Raw genomic sequence first — 21,290 nt, forward strand, 5'->3', positions numbered from 1 at the left:
TCGTAAGAAGTTGCTAGAAGGGGAACCCCAAGCATGCCCAAGATCAAGGTAGCGGGTCCCGTCGTCGAACTCGACGGCGACGAGATGACCCGGATCATCTGGAAGTTCATCAAGGACCAGCTGATCCTGCCCTACCTCGACGTCGACCTCAAGTACTACGACTTGGGGATCGAGCACCGTGACGCGACCGACGACCAGGTGACGATCGACGCCGCCAACGCCATCAAGGAGCACGGCGTCGGTGTGAAGTGCGCCACCATCACCCCCGACGAGGCCCGCGTGGAGGAGTTCGGCCTCAAGAAGATGTGGCGGTCCCCGAACGGGACGATCCGCAACATCCTCGGCGGCGTCGTCTTCCGTGAGCCGATCATCATGGCGAACGTGCCGAGGCTGGTCCCGGGATGGACCAAGCCCATCGTGATCGGCCGTCACGCCTTCGGCGACCAGTACCGCGCCACCGACATCAAGGTGCCGGGCGAGGGCACGCTGACCCTGACCTTCACCCCGAAGGACGGCTCGGAGCCCATCGAGATCGACGTCTACGACTTCCCCGGCAGCGGCGTCGCCATGGCGATGTACAACGTCGACGAGTCGATCCGCGACTTCGCCCGCGCCTCCATGCGGTACGGCCTCGCCCGCAAGTACCCGGTCTACCTGTCGACGAAGAACACCATCCTCAAGGCCTACGACGGCCGGTTCAAGGACATCTTCGCCGAGATCTTCGAGAGCGAGTTCAAGGCCGACTTCGAGGCCGCCGGCATCACCTACGAGCACCGGCTCATCGACGACATGGTCGCCGCGGCCATGAAGTGGGAGGGCGGCTACGTCTGGGCGTGCAAGAACTACGACGGCGACGTGCAGTCCGACACGGTGGCTCAGGGCTTCGGCTCGCTCGGCCTGATGACCTCGGTGCTCATGTCGCCCGACGGCCGCACGGTCGAGGCCGAGGCCGCGCACGGCACGGTCACGCGCCACTACCGCGAGCACCAGAAGGGCAACCCCACCTCCACCAACCCGATCGCCTCGATCTTCGCGTGGACGCGGGGCCTCGCCCACCGCGGCAAGCTCGACAACCAGCCCGAGGTGACCGCGTTCGCCGAGACGCTGGAGAAGGTCTGCATCGAGACCGTCGAGAGCGGCCAGATGACCAAGGACCTCGCCCTGATCGTCGGCGGCGACGCCAAGTGGCTGACCACCCAGGACTTCCTGGCGGCCCTGGACGAGAACCTCAAGAAGAAGATGGGCGTCTGACCAGGGTCAGATGGCCGTGATCAAGGGGCCGTCCACCGGATTCCGGTGGGCGGCCCTTCGCGCGCGCGGTCGACATGGGAGGTTACGGCGTGGTCTCGGTTCCCTGTAAGGACACCAAGGGGCCGTAAAGTTCTCATGGTCGATACTTGAGGAATCACGGGGACGGGAATGCCGGAGCTCGGGCCGCTCGGACGGGGAGATCCCCAGCAGCTGGGCCCTTTCAGACTCGCCGGGCGCATCGGGGAGGGCGGTCAGGGGGTCGTCTACCTCGGCAGAAGCGACGCCGGGGAGAGCGCCGCGGTCAAGTTGCTGCACGTCAAGTTCACCGGCGACCTGACGGCGAGATCACGCTTCGCGCGCGAGCTCAAGGCCGCCGAGCGGGTCGCCTCGTTCTGCACGGCCCGGGTGATCGCCGCCGACCTCGACGGTGACACGCCGTACATCGCCAGCGAGTACATCGAGGGGCCGTCGCTCCGCGAGACCATCGAGGCCACGGGGCCGCTGTCGGGGAGCAAGCTGGAGCGCCTCGCGGTCGGCACGGCCACCGCGCTCACGGCCATACACCACGCCGGCATCGTGCACCGCGACCTGAAGCCCGACAACGTGCTGATGGCGGCCGACGGGCCGCGGGTGGTCGACTTCGGCATAGCCCGCATCCTCGACTCCACGGGCACGATCACCAGCCGGGCCGTCGGCACGCCCGCCTACATGGCGCCCGAGCAGATCTCCGGGGGCGAGGTCGGCCCGCCCGCCGACGTGTTCGCGTGGGGCTCCACGGTCGCCTTCGCGGCCACCGGTTCCGCGCCGTTCGGTGGCAACTCCATCGCCGTGGTCCTGAACCGCGTGCTCAACCACGAGTTCGACGTGAGCGGCCTGCCCGAGCCGCTGCGCGGGGTGGTGCGCTCCTGCCTGCAGAAGGCGCCGGGCGCCAGGCCCTCGGCCGACCAGATCCTGCTCCGCCTGCTCGGCCACGCCGAGGCGGCGGGCGCGTCCACCGCGGTGCTCAGCCAGGGCGCCGAGCTGGCCGGCCGCGAGACGCTCGGATCCGGCTGGACGGGCCGGGGAGACACGAGCGACGCCGCGTCCGGAGGGTCCGGCGTTCCCCCGGCGCGGGAGGCCGGCGTTCCGGCGAAGGAGGCGCCGCGCGGGCGTCGCCGCCGTGGCCGGTGGCTCGCGGCGGCGGTCGCGGTCGTGGTGCTCGCGGGTGGCGGCGCCCTCGCCGCCAGGCAGTGGGGGCCGAGCTTCGCGGCGGCTCTCCCCGGCGTGACGCGGGGGGCGAGCGAGCCCGACGTGAGCCCCGACGCGTCCGTCAGGTTCACCTCGGTCGTCGACAAGGCCGCCAAGACGCGCAAGCTGACCATCGCCATGCGTGACCTCGTGCCCGGCATCGCCCTGAGCGACGGGGGAGAGTGGCACGGTTTCGAGGTGGAGGTCGGCGCCTACATCGCCAGGCAACTCGGCGTCCCCCGCAGCGGCATCACCTACCAGGCGTCCAGCATGACCGAGCGGGCGTCCCTCGTGAACTCGGGCGCGGCCGACCTGGTGATCGCGACCTACCCGATCAACGAGAACAACCAGGTCACGTTCGCCGGGCCGTACTACACCGCCCACGTCGACGTGCTCGTGCGGGACGGCGACCCCTACGCCAAGGTGGCCGACCTGGCGGGGCACAGGATGTGCTCCCCGGGATCGAGCATGTCGACCGGAATCGTCCAGGACGCCGTCAAGGTGCGGCTGGTCGCCGCCGACACCTACGCCGACTGCATGAACCTGCTGCGCGCGGGCAAGGTGGACGCCGTCCCCGGCGATGACCTGCTGCTGGCCGGGTTCGCGAACCGCGAGAGCATCCGCTACAAGCTGCTGGGCGCCAGGCTCACCGACGAGCGGTACGCCGTGGCGGTCAAGAAGGGCGATCTCAGGACGTGCAAGGCGGTGCGGGCCGCCATCGCCCAGATGTACAAGGACGGCACCGTCAAGACCCTGCTCGGCAAGTACTTCGGGAAGGTCGGGTTCGCCCCGGAGACCGAGAGGCCCGCGCCCGCGAGCTGCGGCTAGGCCGGGTCCGGCGCTTCCGGGGGAAGGCCGGGGTCGATGGAGGCGGCGGTGTCCCTGGCCCACGCCAGGGTGGTGAGGGCGTTCCTGATGCCGAGGTCGAGGGCGTAGCCGCCGATCTCGCCCTGCCCGGGAGCGATCTGGGCGTGCTCGCCCGCCCGCAGCGCCCGCAGATCCTCCAGCCTGGCCTCCACGCCCGTGCTCACCTTCCGAAGGACCGTCAGCGCCTCCGGCGGATCGAGGAGCGGCAGCAGGAAGGCCTGGAGCGCGCCCTCGTTCCGTACGGGTCCGCTGGGGGTGTGCTCGGTCAGCCAGTGGCGCAGCTCGTCGTGCCCCTCGCGGGTGATCGTGTACATCTTGCGCCCGCGCGCGCCCTCGGCCTCGACCGTGATCAGCCCGTCGGCCGCCATCTTCGCCAGCTCGGGATAGATCTGGCTGTGACCCGCCTGCCACACGTAGTTGAGCGACGTCTCGAACTTCTTGGTCAGGTCGTATCCGCTCGCCGGGCCGGAGAAGGAGAGCAGGCCCAGCAGGGCGATCCGCAGCGACATGGCGTCATCGTATCTAAGGATTGACATGTAAGTACAGACATGTCACCTTTTACCTGTCTAGCTAGACATTAAAGTGAGAGGACAGGCCATGACGGCGATGACCATGGACCAGACGGATACGGGGCGACAGGCGCGAGGCAACGGCCTCCTGTTGTTCGGCGTGCTCGGCGGGATGTTCCTCGCGATGCTCGACCAGACGATCGTCGGCACCGCGTTACCCCGCATCACCGCCGATTTCGGCGGCGCGGGGCTGTACACCTGGGTCGTCACGGCGTATCTGCTGACCTCGACGGTCACGGTGCCCCTTTACGGAAGGCTCTCCGACGCCTACGGGCGCAAGCCGTTGCTGCTCATCGGCATCGTGGTCTTCCTGGTGGGCTCGGTGCTGTGCGGGCTCGCCCAGAACATGGGCCAGCTCATCGCCTTCCGCGGCGTGCAGGGGCTCGGCGCGGGGGCGCTCCTGCCGCTGTCCCTGGCTCTGGTCGCCGACCTGTTCCCGCCGGACAAGAGCGGCAAGGTGCAGGGCGCGATCGGCGCCGTCATGGCGGCGAGCTACATCGCCGGGCCGTTCCTCGGAGGGTTCTTCACCGACCACGCGAGCTGGCGCTGGGCGTTCTTCGTCAACGTCCCGATCGGCGCGCTGCTGCTGGCGATCATCGTGCCGCGCCTGCCCCGCGTGCCGGGAACCGGAGGGTCCAGGCCCGACTACCTCGGCATCGCGGTGTTCACCGTGGCGATCAGCTCGCTGCTCCTCGGCCTCACCGAGAAGGGCCTGGACGACCACACCTGGACGAGCGCGCCCGTCATCGGCCCGCTGGTGGCGGCGGCCGTACTGCTCGCGGTGTTCGTCCTCGTGGAGACGCGCGCCGAGCAGCCGATCATCCCGCTGCACCTGTTCCGCAACCGCACGTACACGATCGTCAACATCACCTCCTTCTTCACCGCGTCCTGCCTGTTCGCCGGGGCCGTCTTCCTGCCCCGCTACTTCCAGCAGGCGCAGGGCCAGAGCGCCATGTCGTCCGGGCTGCACATCTACCCGCTCATGTTCGGCATGGTGGTCGGCAGCGTGCTCACCGGCGCGCTGATCAGCAAGACGCGCCGCTACAAGCCGTGGCTGCTCGCGGCGCCGTTCCTCATCGTGGCCGGCGCGCTGCTGTGCTCGGGGCTGGCCGTGGACACCCCGACCTGGTCCCTGGTGGCCTGGATGGCGCTGATCGGGCTCGGCATCGGCCCGATGCTCTCGGGGCTGACGGTGGCGATCCAGTACTCCGTGCCTCCGAGCTACATCGGCACGGCGAGCGCGAACCTCACGTTCTTCCGCCAGATCGGCGGCTCGGTGGCCCTGGCGGTCGCCGGCACGGCCTACACCACGGTCGTACGCGACCAGGCCGCCGGCCACGCCGAGCCGGCCGTGGCGCACGCCGCGGCGGCGGCCACGGTCATCCCCTGGCTCGCTGTGGTGGGCGCGGTGGTCGCCGTCCTGGCCCTGGTCTTCCTGCCCGGACAGGCCGTACCCAGGCTCGGGGTCCGTACGGCTCCTGTAGCGGAGTGACCGGAGCCGACCGGTGACCAAGCTTTGCCCTCATGTGGGATTCGCCTGCATCGGGGACGCGTGTCGGGCGGGCACCGTGCGACCCCCGCGGCGTTCAATTGATCTCGAACGTATGGGGGTCGCACATCTATGGGTCTGTTCTCGGCGGGCATCGCCGCCGGTCTCGTCCTGCTCGTCGTCGCGGGTGCTCCGGCGGTGGCGAACGCGTCGTCCGGGCAGTCGCCGAGACTGGGGGGAGGGGCGGACCTGTCGGTGCGCCTCTCCGCCTCGCCACCGGTGGCGCAACCCGGGCAGTGGCTCACCTATCAGGCGAAAGTGCGCAACGCCGGTCCGGGTGACGCGGTCCTGCCCGTGCTCACGATCCGGGTGCCGGACCAGGTGGAGATCACGGCCGTCAACGTCACCTCCTGCCGCCCGGGGGCGTCCGAGCACGAGGTGGTCTGCCCCTCGCCGACGGACATCCAGGCCGGTGACACCGGCGCGGTGACCATCCTCGGGGTCGTCGGTACGGGCGCGCGTGGCCCGCTCCGCGCGTCCGCCCACCTGACGTCGGAGGTGGTCGACGAGAACGAGGCCGACAACCACGCCGAGGTGGTGACGCGCGTGGCCGAGGGGGCCGACCTCGCCGTGCGGCTCTCGCCCGCCAAGCGGCGAGCCAGGCCGGGGGAGCGCTTCACCGTCAGGGCGGCGGTGCGCAACAGCGGGCCGGGGCCCGTGCGTGACGCGCACATCTACTTCACCGAGCACGGCGCGCGGTTCCTGTCGGCCCGTGGCGCCCGGTGCGAGAAGCGGCGCGGGCAGGTGGGCTGCGCGCTGCGGCCGATAAGGTCCGGGGCGCACGGGACGCTCCGCCTGGTGTTCCGCATGCCCCGCCGGGGGTCGCGTGAGGTGGACACCGAGGCCACGATCTACTCCGCGCGCGTCGGCGACCGCCGCCCCGCCAACAACCAGGCCCGCATGCGGGTCTCCCCGTGGCGTGGCTAGCCCGCCTACGCCGACCCCGCTTAAGCCGACCCCGCTTAAGCCGGCCCCGCTTGCCGCGAGTGTGCGGCGCACCGGCCGTGGCCCGGATCGCCTCCCGGGACGGTGGTGGCGAACACCGCGCCGGCCGCGGCCAGCACGGCACAGAACACGATGAGACCAGCGAGCGCCACCTTCAACCCAAAAGGTGAAAAGCTTGCAGCTTTCATCACGTATGAGATCTCACCACAGATGACGGAGCGAGATACCTCTTTCGCAGAACGTGACTCGATTTCGCCTGTCCCTTGGGTCAGCGGGTGAGGGCGGCCCAGGCGTCGGCGACGATGGTGCGCAGGTCGGCGTGCTCGGCCTTCCAGCCGAGCTCGCGCTGGATCCGCTCCGAGGACGCCACCAGCACCGCGGGGTCGCCCGGGCGGCGGTCGCCGACCACGGTGGGGATCGGGTGCCCCGTGACCTGCCGGCAGACCTCGATGACCTCCTTCACCGAGAACCCCGTGCCGCTGCCCAGGTTGTAGATCTTGTGGGTGCCGGGCCGGCAGGATTCGAGGGCCAGCAGGTGGGCCCGCGCGAGATCGGTGACGTGGATGTAGTCGCGGACACAGGTGCCGTCGGGGGTTGGGTAGTCGGTGCCGAAGACGTTCACCGACTCGCGCCTGCCGAGGGCGACCGCGAGGACGTTGGGGATGAGGTGGGTCTCCACGGCGTGACGCTCGCCGTAGACCTGCCCGTCGGCGGCGGTGAAGGCGCCCGCCACGTTGAAGTAGCGCAGGCTGACCGCTCCGAGGCCGTGCAGCCCGGCGAACGCGGTCAGCGTGGTGTCGACCGCGAGCTTGGACGCCCCGTACGGGTTGGTGGGCCGGGTGGGGTCGGTCTCGACGATCGGGGTGCCCTCGGGCTCGCCGTAGGTCGCCGCGGTCGAGGAGAAGACGATGCGCCGCACGCCGTGCACCCGCATCGCGTCGAGCAGCGCGAGCGTGCCGCCGAGGTTGCTGGACCAGTAGAGCGCGGGCTTCTCCACCGACTCGCCGACGAGCGACCGCGCGGCGAAGTGCAGCACTCCGTCGAACCCCCGCGCGAGGACGCCCGCCGCCTCGGTGACCGAGCCCTCGACGAACGAAGCGCCCGCCGGGACCGCGTCCGCGTGACCTGTGGACAGGTCGTCGAGGACGGTAACCTCGTGACCTGTCTCGACGAGCTGTGCGGCCACGGCGCTTCCGATGTAACCCGCGCCCCCGGTTACCAGCAGCTTCACAGTTCTACCCACCCATTCGTGCGATCGTGTTTGATCGTGTGTGATTTTGTACGCCCAAGCCCAGCTTACGCGCCGCTGGACGATGGTGAGATAAAGCGCAGCCGGTACGCTGACCAGATCATCATGTGAGCCTCATTCGAACGGACATCGATCGACGTGCACAACGTCGCGGCGAACATCGTCCTCGTCCTCGTCTTCGTCCTGATCGGCGGGTTCTTCGCGGCCGCCGAGATGGCCATGGTCTCCCTGCGCGAGAGCCAGGTCCGCAAGCTGGCGGAGGGGGGCAGGCGCGGTTCACGCGTGGCCAAGCTGGCCCGCGACCCCAACCGTTTCCTCTCGTCGGTCCAGATCGGCATGACCGTGGCCACCGTGCTGTCGGCCGCCGTCGGGGCCGACACCCTGGCGGGCCAGCTGGAGCCGCTCATCGCCAAGTCCTGGGTGCCCGCCGGAGCCGTACGGCCGCTGTCGCTCGTGGTGGTCACGCTCGCCATCTCCTACGTCACCCTGGTGCTCGGCGAGCTGGCGCCCAAGCGCCTCGCCCGGCAGCGGGCCGAGGGGCTCTCGATGCTGGTCGCGCCCTTCCTCGACCGGCTGGCCTCGCTCTCGCGGCCGGTGATCTGGGTGCTGTCGAAGTCGACCGACGGCGTGGTGAGGCTCCTCGGGGGCAACCCGCACGCCGACCGCGCCGCGATGACCACCGAGGAGCTCCGGGACATGGTCGTCGGCCACCAGGAGCTGACCAAGGACGAGCGTGACCTGATCGACGAGGTGTTCACGGCAGGGAAGCGCCATCTCAGGGAGGTGATGCTGCCGCGCACGGAGGTGGAGTTCATGTCCGCCGACACACCCCTGGCCGAGGCCGCGATCCTGGCCGCGGCGATGCCCCACTCGCGGTTCCCGGTCTACCGGGACTCCTACGACAACATCGTGGGGTTCGTCCACGTACGCGATCTCCTCGATCCGGTTCTCACCGGCAGCATCGAGCCGATCAGCGAACTGGTGCCCATCAGGCCGGTCAAGCTGCTGCCCGCCACCAAGCGGGTGCTCCCCACGCTGACCGAGATGCGCGACGACGGCCAGCACCTCGCCATCGTCGTCGACGAGTACGGCGGCACCGCCGGCATCGTGACCATGGAGGACCTGGTCGAGCAGCTCACCGGCGACATCCGTGACGAGTACGACACCGACGGCCAGTCGGTGCGGCTGGTGGCCGGGGAGATCGAGATCGAGGGCCTGATCAACCTCGACGACTTCCAGAGCGAGACCGGCATCCGGCTTGAGGAGGGCCCGTACGAGACGCTCGGCGGCTTCGTCATGGCCGCGCTCGGCCACCTTCCCGAGGTGGGGGAGAGGGTCGAGCGGCCCGCCTGCTCGCTGGTCGTCACCGAGATGGACGGGCGCCGGGTGGGCCGGGTGCGCGTGATCAGGAAAGTCGTGCCCGCGGATTCCGGGGACACTCCCGAGTCCTGAGGGAGAGGTCGCAGACCACCCCGGAGTGCTGACAGAATTGTGTGCTATGGCCAGACCTCGTGTTCTCTCCGGCATCCAGCCCACCGCTGACTCGTTCCACCTCGGCAACTACCTCGGTGCCGTCCGCCAGTGGATCGGCATGCAGGAGACGCACGACGCCTTCTACTTCATCGCCGACCTCCACGCGATCACGGTGAACCCCTCGGCGTCCGAGCTGCGCCGCCGCACCCGCGTCTCCGCCGCCCAGCTCTTCGGCGCCGGCATCGACCCCGAGCGCAGCACGCTGTTCGTGCAGAGCCACATCCGCGAGCACAGCGAGCTGGCCTGGATCCTGATCTGCAACACCGGCATGGGCGAGGCCGCCCGCATGACCCAGTTCAAGGACAAGGCGGCGAGGTACGGCGAGAGCTCGGCCGGCGTGGGCCTGTTCACCTACCCGATCCTCCAGGCGGCCGACATCCTGATGTACCAGGCCGACCAGGTGCCGGTGGGCGCCGACCAGAAGCAGCACCTGGAGCTCACCCGCGACCTCGCCCAGCGGTTCAACAGCCGCTACGGCCAGACCTTCAAGGTGCCCGCCCCGCACATCCCCAAGGAGGTCGAGAAGATCGCCGACCTCCAGGATCCCCTGGCGAAGATGTCCAAGTCGTCCTCCAGCCCCCAGGGCATCCTGGAGGTGCTGGAGGAGCCGGGGCCGCTGCGCAAGAAGGTCATGCGCGCGGTGACCGACACCGGCTCCGAGGTCGTCGCCGACCCCGAGAACAAGCCCGGGGTCACCAACCTGCTGCGTATCCAGTCGGTCCTCACCGGCACGCCGATCCCCGACCTGGAGGCGCGCTACGCGGGCCTCGGCTACGGCGCGTTCAAGAAGGACGTCGCCGAGGTGATCGTCGACGCCTTCGCGCCGATCCGCGAGCGCACCGAGAAGCTCCTGTCCGACGAGGCCGAGCTCGACCGGCTGCTCGCCGTTGGCGCGCGGCGCGCGGGGGAGATCGCCCGCGAGACCATGGAGGTCGTCCGCGACCGCGTGGGGTTCGTCCCGAGGGTCTGATCACCGCCGGTCGGCGGTGCGCGGCCATGCTCGCGAGAGGTCTCCCCGGTGACCCGTCCCTGTCCGCATAACGTACGTCTGCTGGGTAGGTGGGCAGGATGGGAAGTGCGTGGGCCTCGATCCTCCAGCGGGTCGAGGCGATCAAGGCGTGGGGCAGGGCCAGGACCGAGTACTACCGCGTCCGGTGGCCCTGGGCCGACCATCTGATCCGCACCGTCCACCGCTACCAGAGCCAGCGGGGCGACCGGCTGGCGGGCGCGCTGACGTACTTCGCGTTCCTGTCGTTCTTCCCGCTGATAGCGCTGGCGTTCGCGCTGTTCGGCTACATCGTGACGATCAATCCGCATGCGCTGGAGACGCTGGAGGCCGCCATCAACGGGCAGCTTCCCGGGCTGGCCGGCCAGTTGCGCATCGACCAGCTCTCCCAGGCCCGTACGAGCGCCGGGGTCATCGGCCTGCTGGGCCTGGTCTACGCCGGCATCGGCGCCGTGGACGCGCTGCGGGACGCGCTCCACGACATCTGCGTGAGCTGTGAGCCCCCGTTGAACTGGTTCGTCGGGAAGCTGCGCGACCTGGTGGCGCTCGTGCTGATCGGGCTCACGATGGTGGTCTCGGTGGTGGTGGGAAGCGTCGCCGTCCAGGCCACCGGCACGATAATGGGCTGGCTCAGGCTGGACGGCTCGGTCGTCGCCGCGACCCTGCTGCCCCTGGCCGGGGTGCTGATCGGCGTCGCGGCCGACATGCTGGTGTTCTGGATCATCCTCGGCTGGCTGGCCAAGATGGGCAAGCCCCTCACGACCCTCCTCAAGGGCGCGCTGCTCGGCGCCATCGGGTTCGGCGTGCTCAAGCAGATCGCCACCCTGCTGCTCTCCCACACGCTGGGCAACCCCATCTACGGCGCGTTCGCCGTGATCGTGGGCCTGCTCGTCTGGATCAACCTCGCGGCGCGCTGGGCGCTGTACGTGGCGGCGTGGACGGCCACCGCCGACGGCACGCCGCCACCGGAGCCCACTCCGATGCCCACCAGCGAGTACGACTAGCCTCGCCGGGCTCACACCTCGGTCGGCTCGCTCGGCCGCTCGACGCGCGAGCGGCGCCGCACGCCGTACACGACCCACGCCGCGCCGCCCAGAAGGCCCACGGCGACCACCAGGGCGCCGACGCCGACCATCGCCGAGTCCTGTGCCGCGACGACGGGCTTGGCAGGGGCGGGGGCCGCCGCGGGGCCGCCGACGGGCCTGGTCGGCTTCGCCTTGGGCACGACCGGGCCGACCAGCGCTCCGACCGGCGTCACGTGCCCCCTGGCCGCGAAGCCCCAGTCGAGCAGCTCCTTGACGTCCTCCCAGAACGAGCCCTCGTGGCGCATCACCGAGACGATGATCGTGTGCCCGTCCCGCTTGGCGGCGCCGACGAAGCTGCCCAGGGCTTTGGTGGTCCAGCCGTTCTTCACGCCCAGCATGCCGGGGTACTTGCCGAGGAGCCTGTTGTGGTTGGCCATCTGGTAGTGCTTGCCCCCAGGCGCGGGGAAGTCGGCGAGCTTGGTGCTGACGTACTCGCGGAAGTCCCGGTTCGCCAGCCCGGCCCGCGCGATGAGCGCGAGGTCGTACGCCGAGCTGCTCTGGCCAGGCTCGTCCAGGCCGTTCGGCGTCTTGGCCACGGTGTCGAGCGCCTGGAGCCGTTTGGCCTCGGCGTTCATGTCGGCGAGGGTCCGCTTGACCCCGCCGTTGGTCTCGGCGAGCGCCACGGCGGCGTCGTTGCCCGAGACCATCATCAGCGCGCGGAACAGGTCGTCGACCTTGTAGATCTTGTGCTGGGTCAGGCCCACGGCGCTTCCCTCGACGTTGCACGCCTCGGCGCTTGGCAAGATCGTCTTGTTCTTGTTCAGGCGGGGGATGAGGGTGACGGCCGTGAGGATCTTGAGCGTGCTGGCGGGCAGGTAGCGGCCGTGCGGGTCCTTGGCGGCCAGTACCTCGCCGGTGTCCCCGTCGGCGACCACGAAGGCCTTGGCCTCTGTCTTGGGTGGCGCCTTGGCCCCTGGGTCGACCACGACGCCGCGTTGGCCCAGCAGCATTCCGCCGATGGGCGCGGTGTCGTCGGACGCGGCGCGCGCGTGAGCGGGGGTGACCAACGTGAGTCCCCCGGCGAGCGCGAGCGCGCTGACTGCTGTTACATGCTTCATCCCCATAGAGAAGTCAGCGTAGCTTTGTCGCTTTTCAAGTGGGACAAGACACGACAAAGATCCTGAAGGTGCTGGTCATAAAGCCTTAGCGGTAAGATGGAGGAGGTGACGATGACACGACGCGTCGCCGGGTTCCTCCTGGCCCTGGCCGCCTTCATGATCTTCGAGTGGATCAACCTCGGGTTCAACCTCGCCGACGGCCACCCCACGGCCTTCTATGTGGTGCACGGCATCCTGATCGCGGTCAATCTGGTCCTCGCCCTGGTGCTCGGGGCCATCGGCTGGCGCGCGTGGCGCGCCGCCCGCATATAAGCCCCCCTTCGCGGGCAGAGATGGTAAACGACCGTTTTGCGGTTGACCATGCATCCGTGAGTGCCATCTCCGCTTTGATGGCCGATGCCGGGAAACCTGTGACTCGGCGCGAACTGGGGTGACCGCAGGGTTGGCCGATTTCGCTAGGCGGCGGAAACTCGGCCTGAGACCAATGCCCATGGAGGCGTGCTGTGACAATTGAGTTCAATCCTTCGCGCGGCCCGACGCTGGGCGTCGAATGGGAACTCCAGCTTGTCGACACGCACACCCGCCGGCTCCGCCAGGACGCGCGCCAGGTCCTGGAGGCCATCCCCGAGCTGAGCGAGAGCCCCCGCCCGAAGGTCATGCACGAGCTGATGCAGTCCCAGCTCGAAGTGATCACGGATGTGTGTCACACGGCGTCGGAAGCCGTGAAGGACCTCAAGTCGACCATCGACCAGATCCGCCCGGTGGTCGAGACGCGCGGTATGTCCCTTGCCTGCACGGGGACGCACGCCATCAGCGACTGGCGCGAGGCGGTCTACGCACCCGTCCAGCGGTACACCGAGCTGGTCGAGGAGATGCAGTGGCTGGCATGGCGGATCCAAACATTTGGCGTACATGTCCACGTGGGGGTGCGGGAAAGGGATAAAGTCATCCCCATCGTCAACGCACTTGCGGCCTACCTGCCTCATTTCCTCGCGCTGACGGCCTCCAGCCCGTACTGGGGCGGGCAAGACACCGGACTCGCCTCCAGTCGGGCCATCGTTTTTGGCGCGCTGCCTACGGCCGGACCGCCGCACATGCTGGCGGACTGGGCCGAGTTCGAGGAGTACATGGACACCCTGAAGCGGGCGGGGACCATCAAAAGCATCAAAGAGGTGTGGTGGGATATCCGGCCGCATCCTGACTTCGGCACGATTGAGATTCGAATGTTCGACGGTATACCGACCCTGAGAGAGGTCGGGATGGTGACGGCCTTGTCGCAGTGTCTGGTGCAGCAGTTCGATCAGCAGCTCGACCGCGGGTACCGGCTGCCGCATCCCGCGCCCTGGGTCGTTCGCGACAACAAGTGGCGCGCCACCCGTTACGGGCTGGACGCGGACGTCATCACCGACGACCACGGCTCGACCGCGCCCATGAGAGACATGCTGTACGAGCTGACGCGCGACCTGGCGCCGGTGGCCGAGCGACTCGGCTGTCCCGACGAGCTCGCGACCATCGCCGACGTGGTGGAGCAGGGCAACTCCTGTGAGCGCCAGCGCGCGATTCTGTCCGGAGGCGGCACCCTCGACGACATCGTGGACGCGACGATCGTCGAGCTCGCGGAAGACCGCTTCGTCACCACCAATTCGAGGACGTCGAACGGGGCGATCGGTCATGCCGGCACGTGATCTACGGGGGGAACTCGACGCGTTCCTGAACGTGAACAACGAGTCCCTCATCGACTTCCGGCGCGACCTGCACGCCCACCCCGAGCTCGGGTTCGTGGAGCACCGCACCACCGAGCGCATCGCCGCCCGGCTCGCACAGGCCGGGCTCGTGCCGACGCCGCTGCCGCGCGGCACCGGTCTGATCTGCGACATCGGCAGCGGCGACGGCCCCACCGTCGCCCTGCGCGCCGACATCGACGCGTTGCCGCTCCAGGACGAGAAGGAAGTCCCCTACCGTTCGACCGTCCCGGGCGTCTGCCACGCCTGCGGGCACGACGTACACACGGCGATCGTCCTTGGCACGGGCCTGTTCCTGGCCGAGCAGGCGGCGGCCGGGCTGCTTCCCGGACGGGTCCGCCTGATCTTCCAGCCCGCCGAGGAGGTCATGCCCGGCGGAGCGCTGAAGGTGCTCGAAGCCGGGGGCATCAGCGGCGTTGACCGCATCTTCGGCCTGCACTGCGACCCCCGGGTGGACGTCGGCCGGCTCGGCGTGCGCGTCGGCCCCATCACCGGGGCCTGCGACAAGGTCAGCGTCCGAGTCGCGGGGCCGGGCGGCCACACCGCCCGCCCGCACCTGACCGCCGACCTGGTCTTCGCGCTGGCCAAGATCGTCACCGAGCTGCCCGCCGCGCTCAGCAGGCGCGTCGACCCGCGCTCCTCGCTGTCGCTGGTGTGGGGCCGCGTCCAGGCGGGCTCGGTCGCCAACGCCATCCCCGACGACGGCCTGGCCGAGGGCACGATCCGCTGCCTCGACGAGCAGGCCTGGCACGAGGCGCCCGATCTGTTCAAGTCGCTGCTCGACTCGGTCGCGATCGCGTACGGCGTGGAGGCCGAGATGAACTACATCCGGGGCGTCCCGCCGACCATCAACGAGGTGACCAGCGTCCAGATGCTGCGCGACGCGGCCGGCCAGGTGCTCGGCCCCGGCGCCACGGTCCCGACCCCGCAGTCCCTGGGCGGCGAGGACTTCGGGTGGTACCTGGAGTCGGTGCCCGGGGCGTACGCCAGGCTCGGCGTGCGCGCGCCGGGGGAGACCCGCCAGATCGACATCCACCAGGGCACATTCGACGTCGACGAGAGCTGCGTCGGTGTCGGCGTGAGCGTCATGGCCGCCACCGCGCTCACCGCGCTGTGGGAGGGGCACCGCGCCTCCGCCGACCAGGACGCCATCCAGCCGGTCACTGCCTGACAGAGCTCCGCCCGTACGGCGGGGGCCCCGAAATGGCGTCCCCGCCGTCCCATCTCACGGTTTCGCAGGTCACAGGGCGGCGTGAGCTGCATAACGGACCTGTTTCGGAGCCGGGCGTCGGTTTGGCCAACACCGGTCAAACAACTATCTTCCGTGCAGGGTTGCCGTGCGTTTCTTCGCGCGTGCACACAAGTTGGACGCCGAAGATACACGGGAGGAGTCACCTTGCTCCGCATTCACGCAAGCAAGCTGGCAGCCACGACCGCGATGGGTGCCATGCTCATGGCCGTCGCGGCATGTGGAGGCAGTAGCACTTCGGACACCGAGACGCCGGCGCCCGGCGCGTCGACCGCCTCCTCGGCGGCGGCGCCGACCGGCGCCAAGGTCGGTCTCGCGTACGACATCGGCGGCCGTGGTGACCAGTCGTTCAACGACGCCGCCGCGGTGGGCCTGGACAAGGCGAAGACCGAGCTCAAGCTGGCCGACACCAAGGAGCTTTCGGCCAACCCGGGCGAGACCGGCGCCCAGAAGGAGCAGCGGCTCCGCCTGCTCGCCCAGAGCGGCTACAACCCGGTCATCGCGGTCGGCTTCGCCTACTCCGAGGCGACCAAGAAGGTCGCGGCCGAGTTCCCCGACACCAAGTTCGCGATCGTCGACGACGGGGCCGAGGGCCCGAACATCTCCAACCTGGTGTTCGCCGAGAACGAGGGCTCGTTCCTGGTGGGCGTCGCGGCCGCACTGAAGACGAAGAAGGAGCACATCGGCTTCGTCGGCGGCGTGCAGGTGCCGCTGATCAAGAAGTTCGAGGTGGGCTTCACCAAGGGCGCCCAGGCGGTCAAGCCGGACATCAAGATCGACGTCAAGTACCTCACCCAGCCGCCGGACTTCGGTGGCTTCAACGACCCGGCCAAGGGCAAGACCGCGGCCCAGGGCATGTACGACGCGGGCGCCGACATCGTCTACCAGGCGGCGGGCGGCTCGGGCGGCGGCGTCTTCGAGGCGGCCAAGGCGGCGAAGGGCTTCGCCATCGGCGTCGACTCCGACCAGGCGCTCACGGCCGACGAGGGCGTGCGGAGCGTCATCCTCACCTCGATGCTCAAGAAGGTCGACGTCGCGGTGTTCGACTTCCTGAAGAGCTTCGCCGACGGCACGGTCAAGGCGGGTCCGACGACCTACGACCTCAAGGCGGGCGGCGTCGACTTCTCCACCACCGGTGGCCAGGTCGACGACATCAAGATCAAGATCGACGAGTACAAGACGAAGATCATCGACGGCGAGATCACGGTTCCCGCCGAGTAGTCCGCGTCTTCAGGGGGGCCCGGCGGCCGTTTCACCGGGCCCCCTCGGCTACTGTCGGTTCACCCGCTCGCCTACGAGGCCGTCGTTCCGCCCACGAGGACGGCCGGTGCGCGCCTCCAGGCACTCTGACCGCCCACGAAGCCGGCCGCAGTGCCCGTAGGGCTCACCGGATCGCCGACACGGCCGACTGTCACCCATCAGTCCCGCCACCAGGCCACCCGTATGGACAAGACTGGCCGCCACGCCCACGAGGCTCGTCAGTCCCCGCCTTCGAGGCCATCCGCATGGAGGAGGCCGCCATCAGCACTTCGACTTCTTCGGCTACCGCCACCGAGCCCGCCGTCGAGCTAGAGGGGATCACCAAGAGATTCCCGGGCGTCGTCGCGAACCGCGATATCCGTCTCAGCGTGCGACGCGGGCACGTGCATGCCATCGTCGGCGAGAACGGCGCGGGCAAGTCCACGCTCATGAAGATCCTCTACGGCATGCAGCGGCCGGACGAGGGTGAGATCCGCGTCAACGGGTCGCCGGTCGGCTTCCGTACACCGGGCGACGCCATCGCCGCCGGCATCGGGATGGTCCACCAGCACTTCATGCTCGCGGACAACCTGACCGTCCTTGAGAACATCATCCTCGGCAGCGAGCCGCGCAGGCGCGGGGTCGGCATCGACTTCGCCAAGGCGCGCCGCAGGATCAAGGAGATCTCCGACGCCTACGGGCTCGGGGTCACCCCGGACACCCTGGTCGAGGACCTCGGCGTCGGGGCGCGGCAGCGCGTGGAGATCCTCAAGGTCCTCTACCGGGGCGCGCGCATCCTCATCCTGGACGAGCCGACCGCCGTGCTGGTGCCGCAGGAGGTCGACGAGCTTTTCGACAACCTCCGTGGCCTGGTCCGCGAGGGCCTGACCATCATCTTCATCTCCCACAAGCTCGACGAGGTGCTGTCGGTCGCCGACGCCATCACGGTGATCCGGCGCGGCACCACCGTGGCCAGCGTCGCCCCGAAGGACGTCACGGCCCGGCAGCTCGCCGAGCTGATGGTGGGCAGCGAACTGCCGAGCCCCGAGACGCGCGAGTCGACGGTCACCGCCGACGTCGCGCTCGCCGTGCGGAATCTGACCGTGCGCCATCCGGACGGACGGGCGGCCGTTGAGGACGTCTCGTTCGACATCCACAAGGGCGAGGTGCTCGGCATCGCCGGTGTCGAGGGCAACGGGCAGGCCGAACTGGTCGAGGCCATCATGGGCATGCGCCCGGCGGAGGGCGTGATCACGCTCGGCGGCGCCGACGTGTCCGCCTGGCCGACCCTGCGCAGGCGCGAGGGCGGCATCGGGTACATCCCCGAGGACCGCCATCGGCATGGCCTGCTGCTGGAGGCCCCCCTCTGGGAGAACCGCATCCTCGGCCACCAGACGCGCAAGCCCAACGTCAAAGGACCGTGGATCGACCGGGCAGGCGCCCGCGCCGACACCCAGCGGATCGTCGACGAGTACGACGTGCGCACCCCCGGCATCGACGTGGACGCCGCCGCGCTGTCCGGCGGAAACCAGCAGAAGCTGATCGTCGGCCGGGAGATGAGCGGCGACCCGGTCGTGCTCATCGCCTCCCATCCGACGCGCGGCGTGGACGTGGGCGCCCAGGCCGCCATCTGGGACCACCTGCGCACGGCACGCGCGGCCGGCCTCGCCGTCCTGCTGATCTCGGCGGACCTGGACGAGCTGATCGGCCTCTCGGACTCCCTGAAGGTGATCCTGCGCGGTCGCATGGTCGCCGACGTCGACCCCGGAGACGTGACCCCCGAGCGGCTCGGCTCCGCCATGACCGGCGCCCGGGACCATACGCCCACTGAGCAACTCGGCTCGGCAGCGACCGACGCCGGGGAGGAAGCATGAGTTCGTCTTTCACCGACCGGTTGCTCGGCAGGGTGAGGCTCGGAGGACTGCTGGGGCTCGCCGCCCCGCTGCTGGCCATCGTCTTCGCCGGCCTCGTGACCTCGGTCATCCTTGAGCTGACCGGCAACCCGCCGCTTGAGACGATGGAGCTGCTGGCCGACTACGGCACGCAGCCGCGTACGATCGTGATGATCATCAACCTCGCGACGACGTACTACATCTCCGCGCTGGCCGTCGCGATCGGGTTCCGGATGAACCTGTTCAACATCGGCGTCGACGGCCAGTACCGGCTCGCCGCCCTGATCGCGGCAGCGGTCGGCGGCGCGCTGGTGCTCCCGGCCCCGCTGCACGTCGGCGTCACGATCCTGGTCGCGGTGGCCGTGGGCGGCGTCTGGGCGTCCATCGCCGGACTGCTCAAGGTCACCCGGGGCGTCAGCGAGGTCATCTCCACGATCATGCTGAACGCGATCGCGACCGGGGTCGGCGCCTGGCTGCTCACCACCGACCGCCTCGCCGTCGCGGTGTCGGGCAGCAACAACATCGGCACCAAGCCGATCCCCCCGTCCGGCCAGTTCCCCGGGTTCGACCTCATCCCCGGCACGAAGACCCAGGTCTTCGGGTTCGTCCTGGTCGCGGTGGTGCTGGGCATCGGCTACCACGTGCTCTTCAACCGGACGCGCTTCGGCTTCGACCTGCGGGCGACCGGCCGTTCGGAGTCGGCCGCGGTCGCGAGCGGCGTCAACGTCAAGAAGATGGTCCTCCTGACGATGATCATCTCAGGTGCGGTGGCCGGGCTGGTCGGCATGCCGCAGCTTCTCGGCGCGTCGTACTCCTACAGCCTCGACTTCCCGACCGGCCTCGGCTTCACCGGCATCGCCATCGCCCTCCTCGGCCGCAACAACCCGGCCGGCATCGCGATCGGCGCGCTGCTCTGGAGTTTCCTCGACAACTCCTCGGACATCCTGGACCTCGAAGGCATCCCCAAGGAGATCGTGATCATCATGCAGGGCACCATCGTGCTCTCGGTCATCGTCGCCTACGAGCTGGTCCACCGGTACCGTCTCGCCGCCGAGCAGCGACGGGTGAGCAGGCAACTCTCCGCGGACGCCTCCGCGCCGGTGGAAGGAGCGGTGGCGTGACCGTCTCCGAGATCTCCGCGGCGCCTCCCGCGCCCCCACGGGTGCGCCGCTTCCGCCTGAGCTGGCAGGTGCTCCTGCTCGGCCTGCTCGCGCTGTTCGTCATGATGTCCATCGCCCGGGTCGTGACCGGGGCGAACGACATCACCTCGGGCGGCACCATCGGCGCGGCCGTTGGCCTCGCGGTGCCCATCGGCCTCGCCGCCCTCGGCGGCCTGTGGTCCGAGCGCGCCGGCGTGGTCAACATCGGCCTCGAAGGCATGATGATCATCGGCACCTGGTGCGGAGCCTGGGGCGCCCTCACCTTCGGCACCCCCTGGGCCGGCGTGATCGCCGGAACGATCGGCGGAGCGCTCGGCGGGCTGCTGCACGCCCTGGTCACGGTCACGTTCGGCGTCGACCACATCATCTCCGGCGTCGCCATCAACATCCTCGGCCTGGGCGTCACCCAGTACCTCGCCAAGCTGGTCTTCACCGGTATGAAGGGCGGCGGCGAGACCCAGTCGCCGCGCATCCCGCCCGTCACGGACGTCAGCGTCCCCGGCATCGGCGTGCCGCTTCGGGACCTGGAGAACACCCACCTGTTCTTGCTGTCGGACGTCGCGGGCGTGCTGCGGGGCGTGACGCAGAACGTCTCGCTGTTCACGATCGTGGCGATCCTGCTGGTGCCGCTGAGCTTCTACGTGCTCTGGCGTACGGCCTTCGGGCTGCGGCTGCGCTCGTGCGGCGAGCGTCCCGTGGCGGCGGAGTCGCTCGGTGTCAACGTGTACTACTACAAGTATCTCGCGGTCGTGATCTCCGGAGGGCTGGCCGGGATCGGCGGCGCCTTCCTGGCGATCGTGGCCGCCGGCATCTACCGCGAGGGCCAGACGGGCGGTCGCGGTTTCATCGGCCTCGCCGCCATGATCTTCGGCAACTGGCGGCCGGGCGGCCTCGCGGGCGGCGCGCTGCTGTTCGGGTACACCGACGCGCTCCAGCTCCGCCAGGGCGGTACGTCCGTGCACGCGTTGCTGCTGGTGGTCGCGATGCTGCTCGCCGCGTTCGCGGTCTACCAGCTCGTACAGCAGCGCAGGAACCGCGCGGCGCTGATCAGTGGCGTCTTCGCGGTCCTGGTGTTCGCGGTCTTCGCGTTGACCGACACCGTGGCCGAGCAGTTCACCTCGTTCACTCCGCACCTCACCACGCTGCTGGTGCTGTCGCTGGCCTCACAGCGGCTGCGCATGCCGGCGGCCGACGGTGCTCCGTACCGCAAGGGCCAGGCGAAATGAGCGACCTCGACCGGGACGCCGGTCCCGTCGACTGGGAGGCGCTGCGCGAGCGGGCCGTCGAGGCGATGGCGCACGCGTACGCGCCGTACTCCGAGTTCCCGGTCGGCGCCGCCGCCCTGGTGGACGACGGCCGGGTGGTCACCGGGTGCAACGTGGAGAACGCCTCCTACGGCCTCGGGCTGTGCGCGGAGTGCGGCCTGGTGTCCGCGCTCCACGCGTCCGGCGGCGGCAGGCTCATGGCCTTCACCTGCGTCGACGGGCGCGGCGAGCTGCTCATGCCCTGCGGGCGGTGCCGGCAGTTGCTCTTCGAGCACGGCGGGCCCGAGCTGCTGGTGGAGACCCCCGAGGGACCCTGGCGGATGGCCGATATCCTGCCGTTCGCCTTCGGCCCGGACGACCTGTCCCGCGGCGCCTGACCTTTCGTACCTGACGACATTTTCGGG

The 21,290-nt window shown here is 69.6% G+C and carries 18 protein-coding genes; 15 read left to right on the plus strand and 3 right to left on the minus strand.

Translation table 11 applies throughout. The features are described from left to right. The first annotated feature begins 33 nt into the window (after nucleotides 1-33). Nucleotides 34-1,251 carry an NADP-dependent isocitrate dehydrogenase gene (locus tag AB0B89_RS06630; protein ID WP_358549127.1) on the plus strand — a complete coding sequence of 406 codons (1,218 nt, stop codon included), beginning with the start codon at nucleotides 34-36 and terminating at the stop codon, nucleotides 1,249-1,251. A 168-nt stretch (nucleotides 1,252-1,419) separates the two neighbouring features. Then, nucleotides 1,420-3,306, plus strand: a complete 1,887-nt coding sequence (locus tag AB0B89_RS06635; RefSeq protein ID WP_358549130.1) for a serine/threonine-protein kinase — start codon at nucleotides 1,420-1,422, stop codon at nucleotides 3,304-3,306. Here the strand turns inward: AB0B89_RS06635 and AB0B89_RS06640 are convergent. Next, on the minus strand, nucleotides 3,303-3,854 hold the full coding sequence (locus AB0B89_RS06640; protein WP_358549133.1) for a PadR family transcriptional regulator: 552 nt from the start codon (nucleotides 3,852-3,854) through the stop codon (nucleotides 3,303-3,305). The genes AB0B89_RS06635 and AB0B89_RS06640 overlap by 4 nt on opposite strands. An 88-nt stretch (nucleotides 3,855-3,942) precedes the next feature. Between AB0B89_RS06640 and AB0B89_RS06645 the strand changes: the two genes are divergently transcribed. Both AB0B89_RS06645 and AB0B89_RS06650 read left to right on the plus strand, forming a co-directional pair. Next, nucleotides 3,943-5,406 (plus strand): MDR family MFS transporter, encoded by a 1,464-nt coding sequence (locus tag AB0B89_RS06645; RefSeq protein WP_358549136.1) that lies wholly within the window; start codon nucleotides 3,943-3,945, stop codon nucleotides 5,404-5,406. Between the two features lie 129 nt (nucleotides 5,407-5,535). Beyond that, nucleotides 5,536-6,390 carry a hypothetical protein gene (locus tag AB0B89_RS06650; RefSeq protein ID WP_358549139.1) on the plus strand — a complete coding sequence of 285 codons (855 nt, stop codon included), beginning with the start codon at nucleotides 5,536-5,538 and terminating at the stop codon, nucleotides 6,388-6,390. A 286-nt stretch (nucleotides 6,391-6,676) separates the two neighbouring features. Here the strand turns inward: AB0B89_RS06650 and galE are convergent, their stop codons facing one another. Further along, nucleotides 6,677-7,639 (minus strand): UDP-glucose 4-epimerase GalE, encoded by a 963-nt coding sequence (gene galE, locus AB0B89_RS06655; RefSeq protein WP_358549142.1) that lies wholly within the window; start codon nucleotides 7,637-7,639, stop codon nucleotides 6,677-6,679. Nucleotides 7,640-7,795: 156 nt separating this feature from the next. On the opposite strand from galE, the gene AB0B89_RS06660 reads away from it, so the two are divergent. The 3 genes from AB0B89_RS06660 (at nucleotide 7,796) to AB0B89_RS06670 (ending at nucleotide 11,200) form a co-directional block, all read left to right on the plus strand. Next, nucleotides 7,796-9,109 (plus strand): hemolysin family protein, encoded by a 1,314-nt coding sequence (locus tag AB0B89_RS06660; RefSeq protein WP_358549145.1) that lies wholly within the window; start codon nucleotides 7,796-7,798, stop codon nucleotides 9,107-9,109. 46 nt (nucleotides 9,110-9,155) lie between these two features. Continuing rightward, on the plus strand, nucleotides 9,156-10,160 hold the full coding sequence (gene trpS, locus AB0B89_RS06665) for a tryptophan--tRNA ligase (RefSeq protein ID WP_358549147.1): 1,005 nt from the start codon (nucleotides 9,156-9,158) through the stop codon (nucleotides 10,158-10,160). 98 nt (nucleotides 10,161-10,258) lie between these two features. Beyond that, nucleotides 10,259-11,200 carry a YhjD/YihY/BrkB family envelope integrity protein gene (locus tag AB0B89_RS06670; RefSeq protein ID WP_358549150.1) on the plus strand — a complete coding sequence of 314 codons (942 nt, stop codon included), beginning with the start codon at nucleotides 10,259-10,261 and terminating at the stop codon, nucleotides 11,198-11,200. An 11-nt stretch (nucleotides 11,201-11,211) separates the two neighbouring features. Here the strand turns inward: AB0B89_RS06670 and AB0B89_RS06675 are convergent, their stop codons facing one another. Beyond that, entirely contained in the window at nucleotides 11,212-12,339 is a 1,128-nt protein-coding gene (locus AB0B89_RS06675; RefSeq protein ID WP_358549153.1) for a D-alanyl-D-alanine carboxypeptidase, read from the minus strand. Nucleotides 12,340-12,450: 111 nt separating this feature from the next. Between AB0B89_RS06675 and AB0B89_RS06680 the strand changes: the two genes are divergently transcribed. From AB0B89_RS06680 to AB0B89_RS06715, 8 genes are all read left to right on the plus strand, one after another. Next, on the plus strand, nucleotides 12,451-12,651 hold the full coding sequence (locus tag AB0B89_RS06680; protein WP_358549155.1) for a hypothetical protein: 201 nt from the start codon (nucleotides 12,451-12,453) through the stop codon (nucleotides 12,649-12,651). Between the two features lie 191 nt (nucleotides 12,652-12,842). Further along, a complete protein-coding gene (locus tag AB0B89_RS06685) occupies nucleotides 12,843-14,024 on the plus strand; it encodes a glutamate--cysteine ligase (RefSeq protein WP_358549158.1) in 1,182 nt (393 codons plus the stop codon). Then, entirely contained in the window at nucleotides 14,011-15,252 is a 1,242-nt protein-coding gene (locus AB0B89_RS06690) for an amidohydrolase (protein ID WP_358549161.1), read from the plus strand. Before AB0B89_RS06685 ends, AB0B89_RS06690 begins: the two co-directional genes overlap by 14 nt. Nucleotides 15,253-15,477: 225 nt before the next feature. Next, nucleotides 15,478-16,551 carry a BMP family ABC transporter substrate-binding protein gene (locus AB0B89_RS06695; protein WP_358549163.1) on the plus strand — a complete coding sequence of 358 codons (1,074 nt, stop codon included), beginning with the start codon at nucleotides 15,478-15,480 and terminating at the stop codon, nucleotides 16,549-16,551. Nucleotides 16,552-16,835: 284 nt separating this feature from the next. Continuing rightward, nucleotides 16,836-18,443, plus strand: coding sequence for an ABC transporter ATP-binding protein (locus AB0B89_RS06700; protein WP_358549166.1), 1,608 nt, complete (start codon nucleotides 16,836-16,838; stop codon nucleotides 18,441-18,443). Then, nucleotides 18,440-19,582 (plus strand): ABC transporter permease, encoded by a 1,143-nt coding sequence (locus AB0B89_RS06705; RefSeq protein WP_358549168.1) that lies wholly within the window; start codon nucleotides 18,440-18,442, stop codon nucleotides 19,580-19,582. The genes AB0B89_RS06700 and AB0B89_RS06705 overlap by 4 nt, the downstream gene beginning before the upstream one ends. Next, a complete protein-coding gene (locus tag AB0B89_RS06710) occupies nucleotides 19,579-20,847 on the plus strand; it encodes an ABC transporter permease (protein ID WP_358549171.1) in 1,269 nt (422 codons plus the stop codon). The genes AB0B89_RS06705 and AB0B89_RS06710 overlap by 4 nt, the downstream gene beginning before the upstream one ends. Then, nucleotides 20,844-21,263: a cytidine deaminase gene (locus tag AB0B89_RS06715; protein WP_358549174.1), complete on the plus strand. Its 420-nt coding sequence runs from the start codon at nucleotides 20,844-20,846 to the stop codon at nucleotides 21,261-21,263. The genes AB0B89_RS06710 and AB0B89_RS06715 overlap by 4 nt, the downstream gene beginning before the upstream one ends. Nucleotides 21,264-21,290: the final 27 nt, after the last annotated feature.

This window comes from Sphaerisporangium sp. NPDC049002, from assembly GCF_040649355.1.
GTDB lineage: Bacteria > Actinomycetota > Actinomycetes > Streptosporangiales > Streptosporangiaceae > Sphaerisporangium.

Excerpts from the sequence above, each read along its gene's own strand:
- AB0B89_RS06690 (WP_358549161.1), top strand. The coding sequence starts at position 14,011 with ATGCCGGCACGTGATCTACGGGGGGAACTCGACGCGTTCCTGAACGTG.
- AB0B89_RS06700 (WP_358549166.1), top strand. The coding sequence starts at position 16,836 with ATGGAGGAGGCCGCCATCAGCACTTCGACTTCTTCGGCTACCGCCACC.
- AB0B89_RS06680 (WP_358549155.1), top strand. The coding sequence starts at position 12,451 with ATGACACGACGCGTCGCCGGGTTCCTCCTGGCCCTGGCCGCCTTCATG.
- AB0B89_RS06650 (WP_358549139.1), top strand. The coding sequence starts at position 5,536 with ATGGGTCTGTTCTCGGCGGGCATCGCCGCCGGTCTCGTCCTGCTCGTC.
- AB0B89_RS06670 (WP_358549150.1), top strand. The coding sequence starts at position 10,259 with ATGGGAAGTGCGTGGGCCTCGATCCTCCAGCGGGTCGAGGCGATCAAG.
- AB0B89_RS06675 (WP_358549153.1), bottom strand. The coding sequence starts at position 12,339 with ATGAAGCATGTAACAGCAGTCAGCGCGCTCGCGCTCGCCGGGGGACTC.
- AB0B89_RS06635 (WP_358549130.1), top strand. The coding sequence starts at position 1,420 with ATGCCGGAGCTCGGGCCGCTCGGACGGGGAGATCCCCAGCAGCTGGGC.
- AB0B89_RS06715 (WP_358549174.1), top strand. The coding sequence starts at position 20,844 with ATGAGCGACCTCGACCGGGACGCCGGTCCCGTCGACTGGGAGGCGCTG.
- AB0B89_RS06645 (WP_358549136.1), top strand. The coding sequence starts at position 3,943 with ATGACGGCGATGACCATGGACCAGACGGATACGGGGCGACAGGCGCGA.
- AB0B89_RS06630 (WP_358549127.1), top strand. The coding sequence starts at position 34 with ATGCCCAAGATCAAGGTAGCGGGTCCCGTCGTCGAACTCGACGGCGAC.
- AB0B89_RS06640 (WP_358549133.1), bottom strand. The coding sequence starts at position 3,854 with ATGTCGCTGCGGATCGCCCTGCTGGGCCTGCTCTCCTTCTCCGGCCCG.
- trpS (WP_358549147.1), top strand. The coding sequence starts at position 9,156 with ATGGCCAGACCTCGTGTTCTCTCCGGCATCCAGCCCACCGCTGACTCG.
- AB0B89_RS06705 (WP_358549168.1), top strand. The coding sequence starts at position 18,440 with ATGAGTTCGTCTTTCACCGACCGGTTGCTCGGCAGGGTGAGGCTCGGA.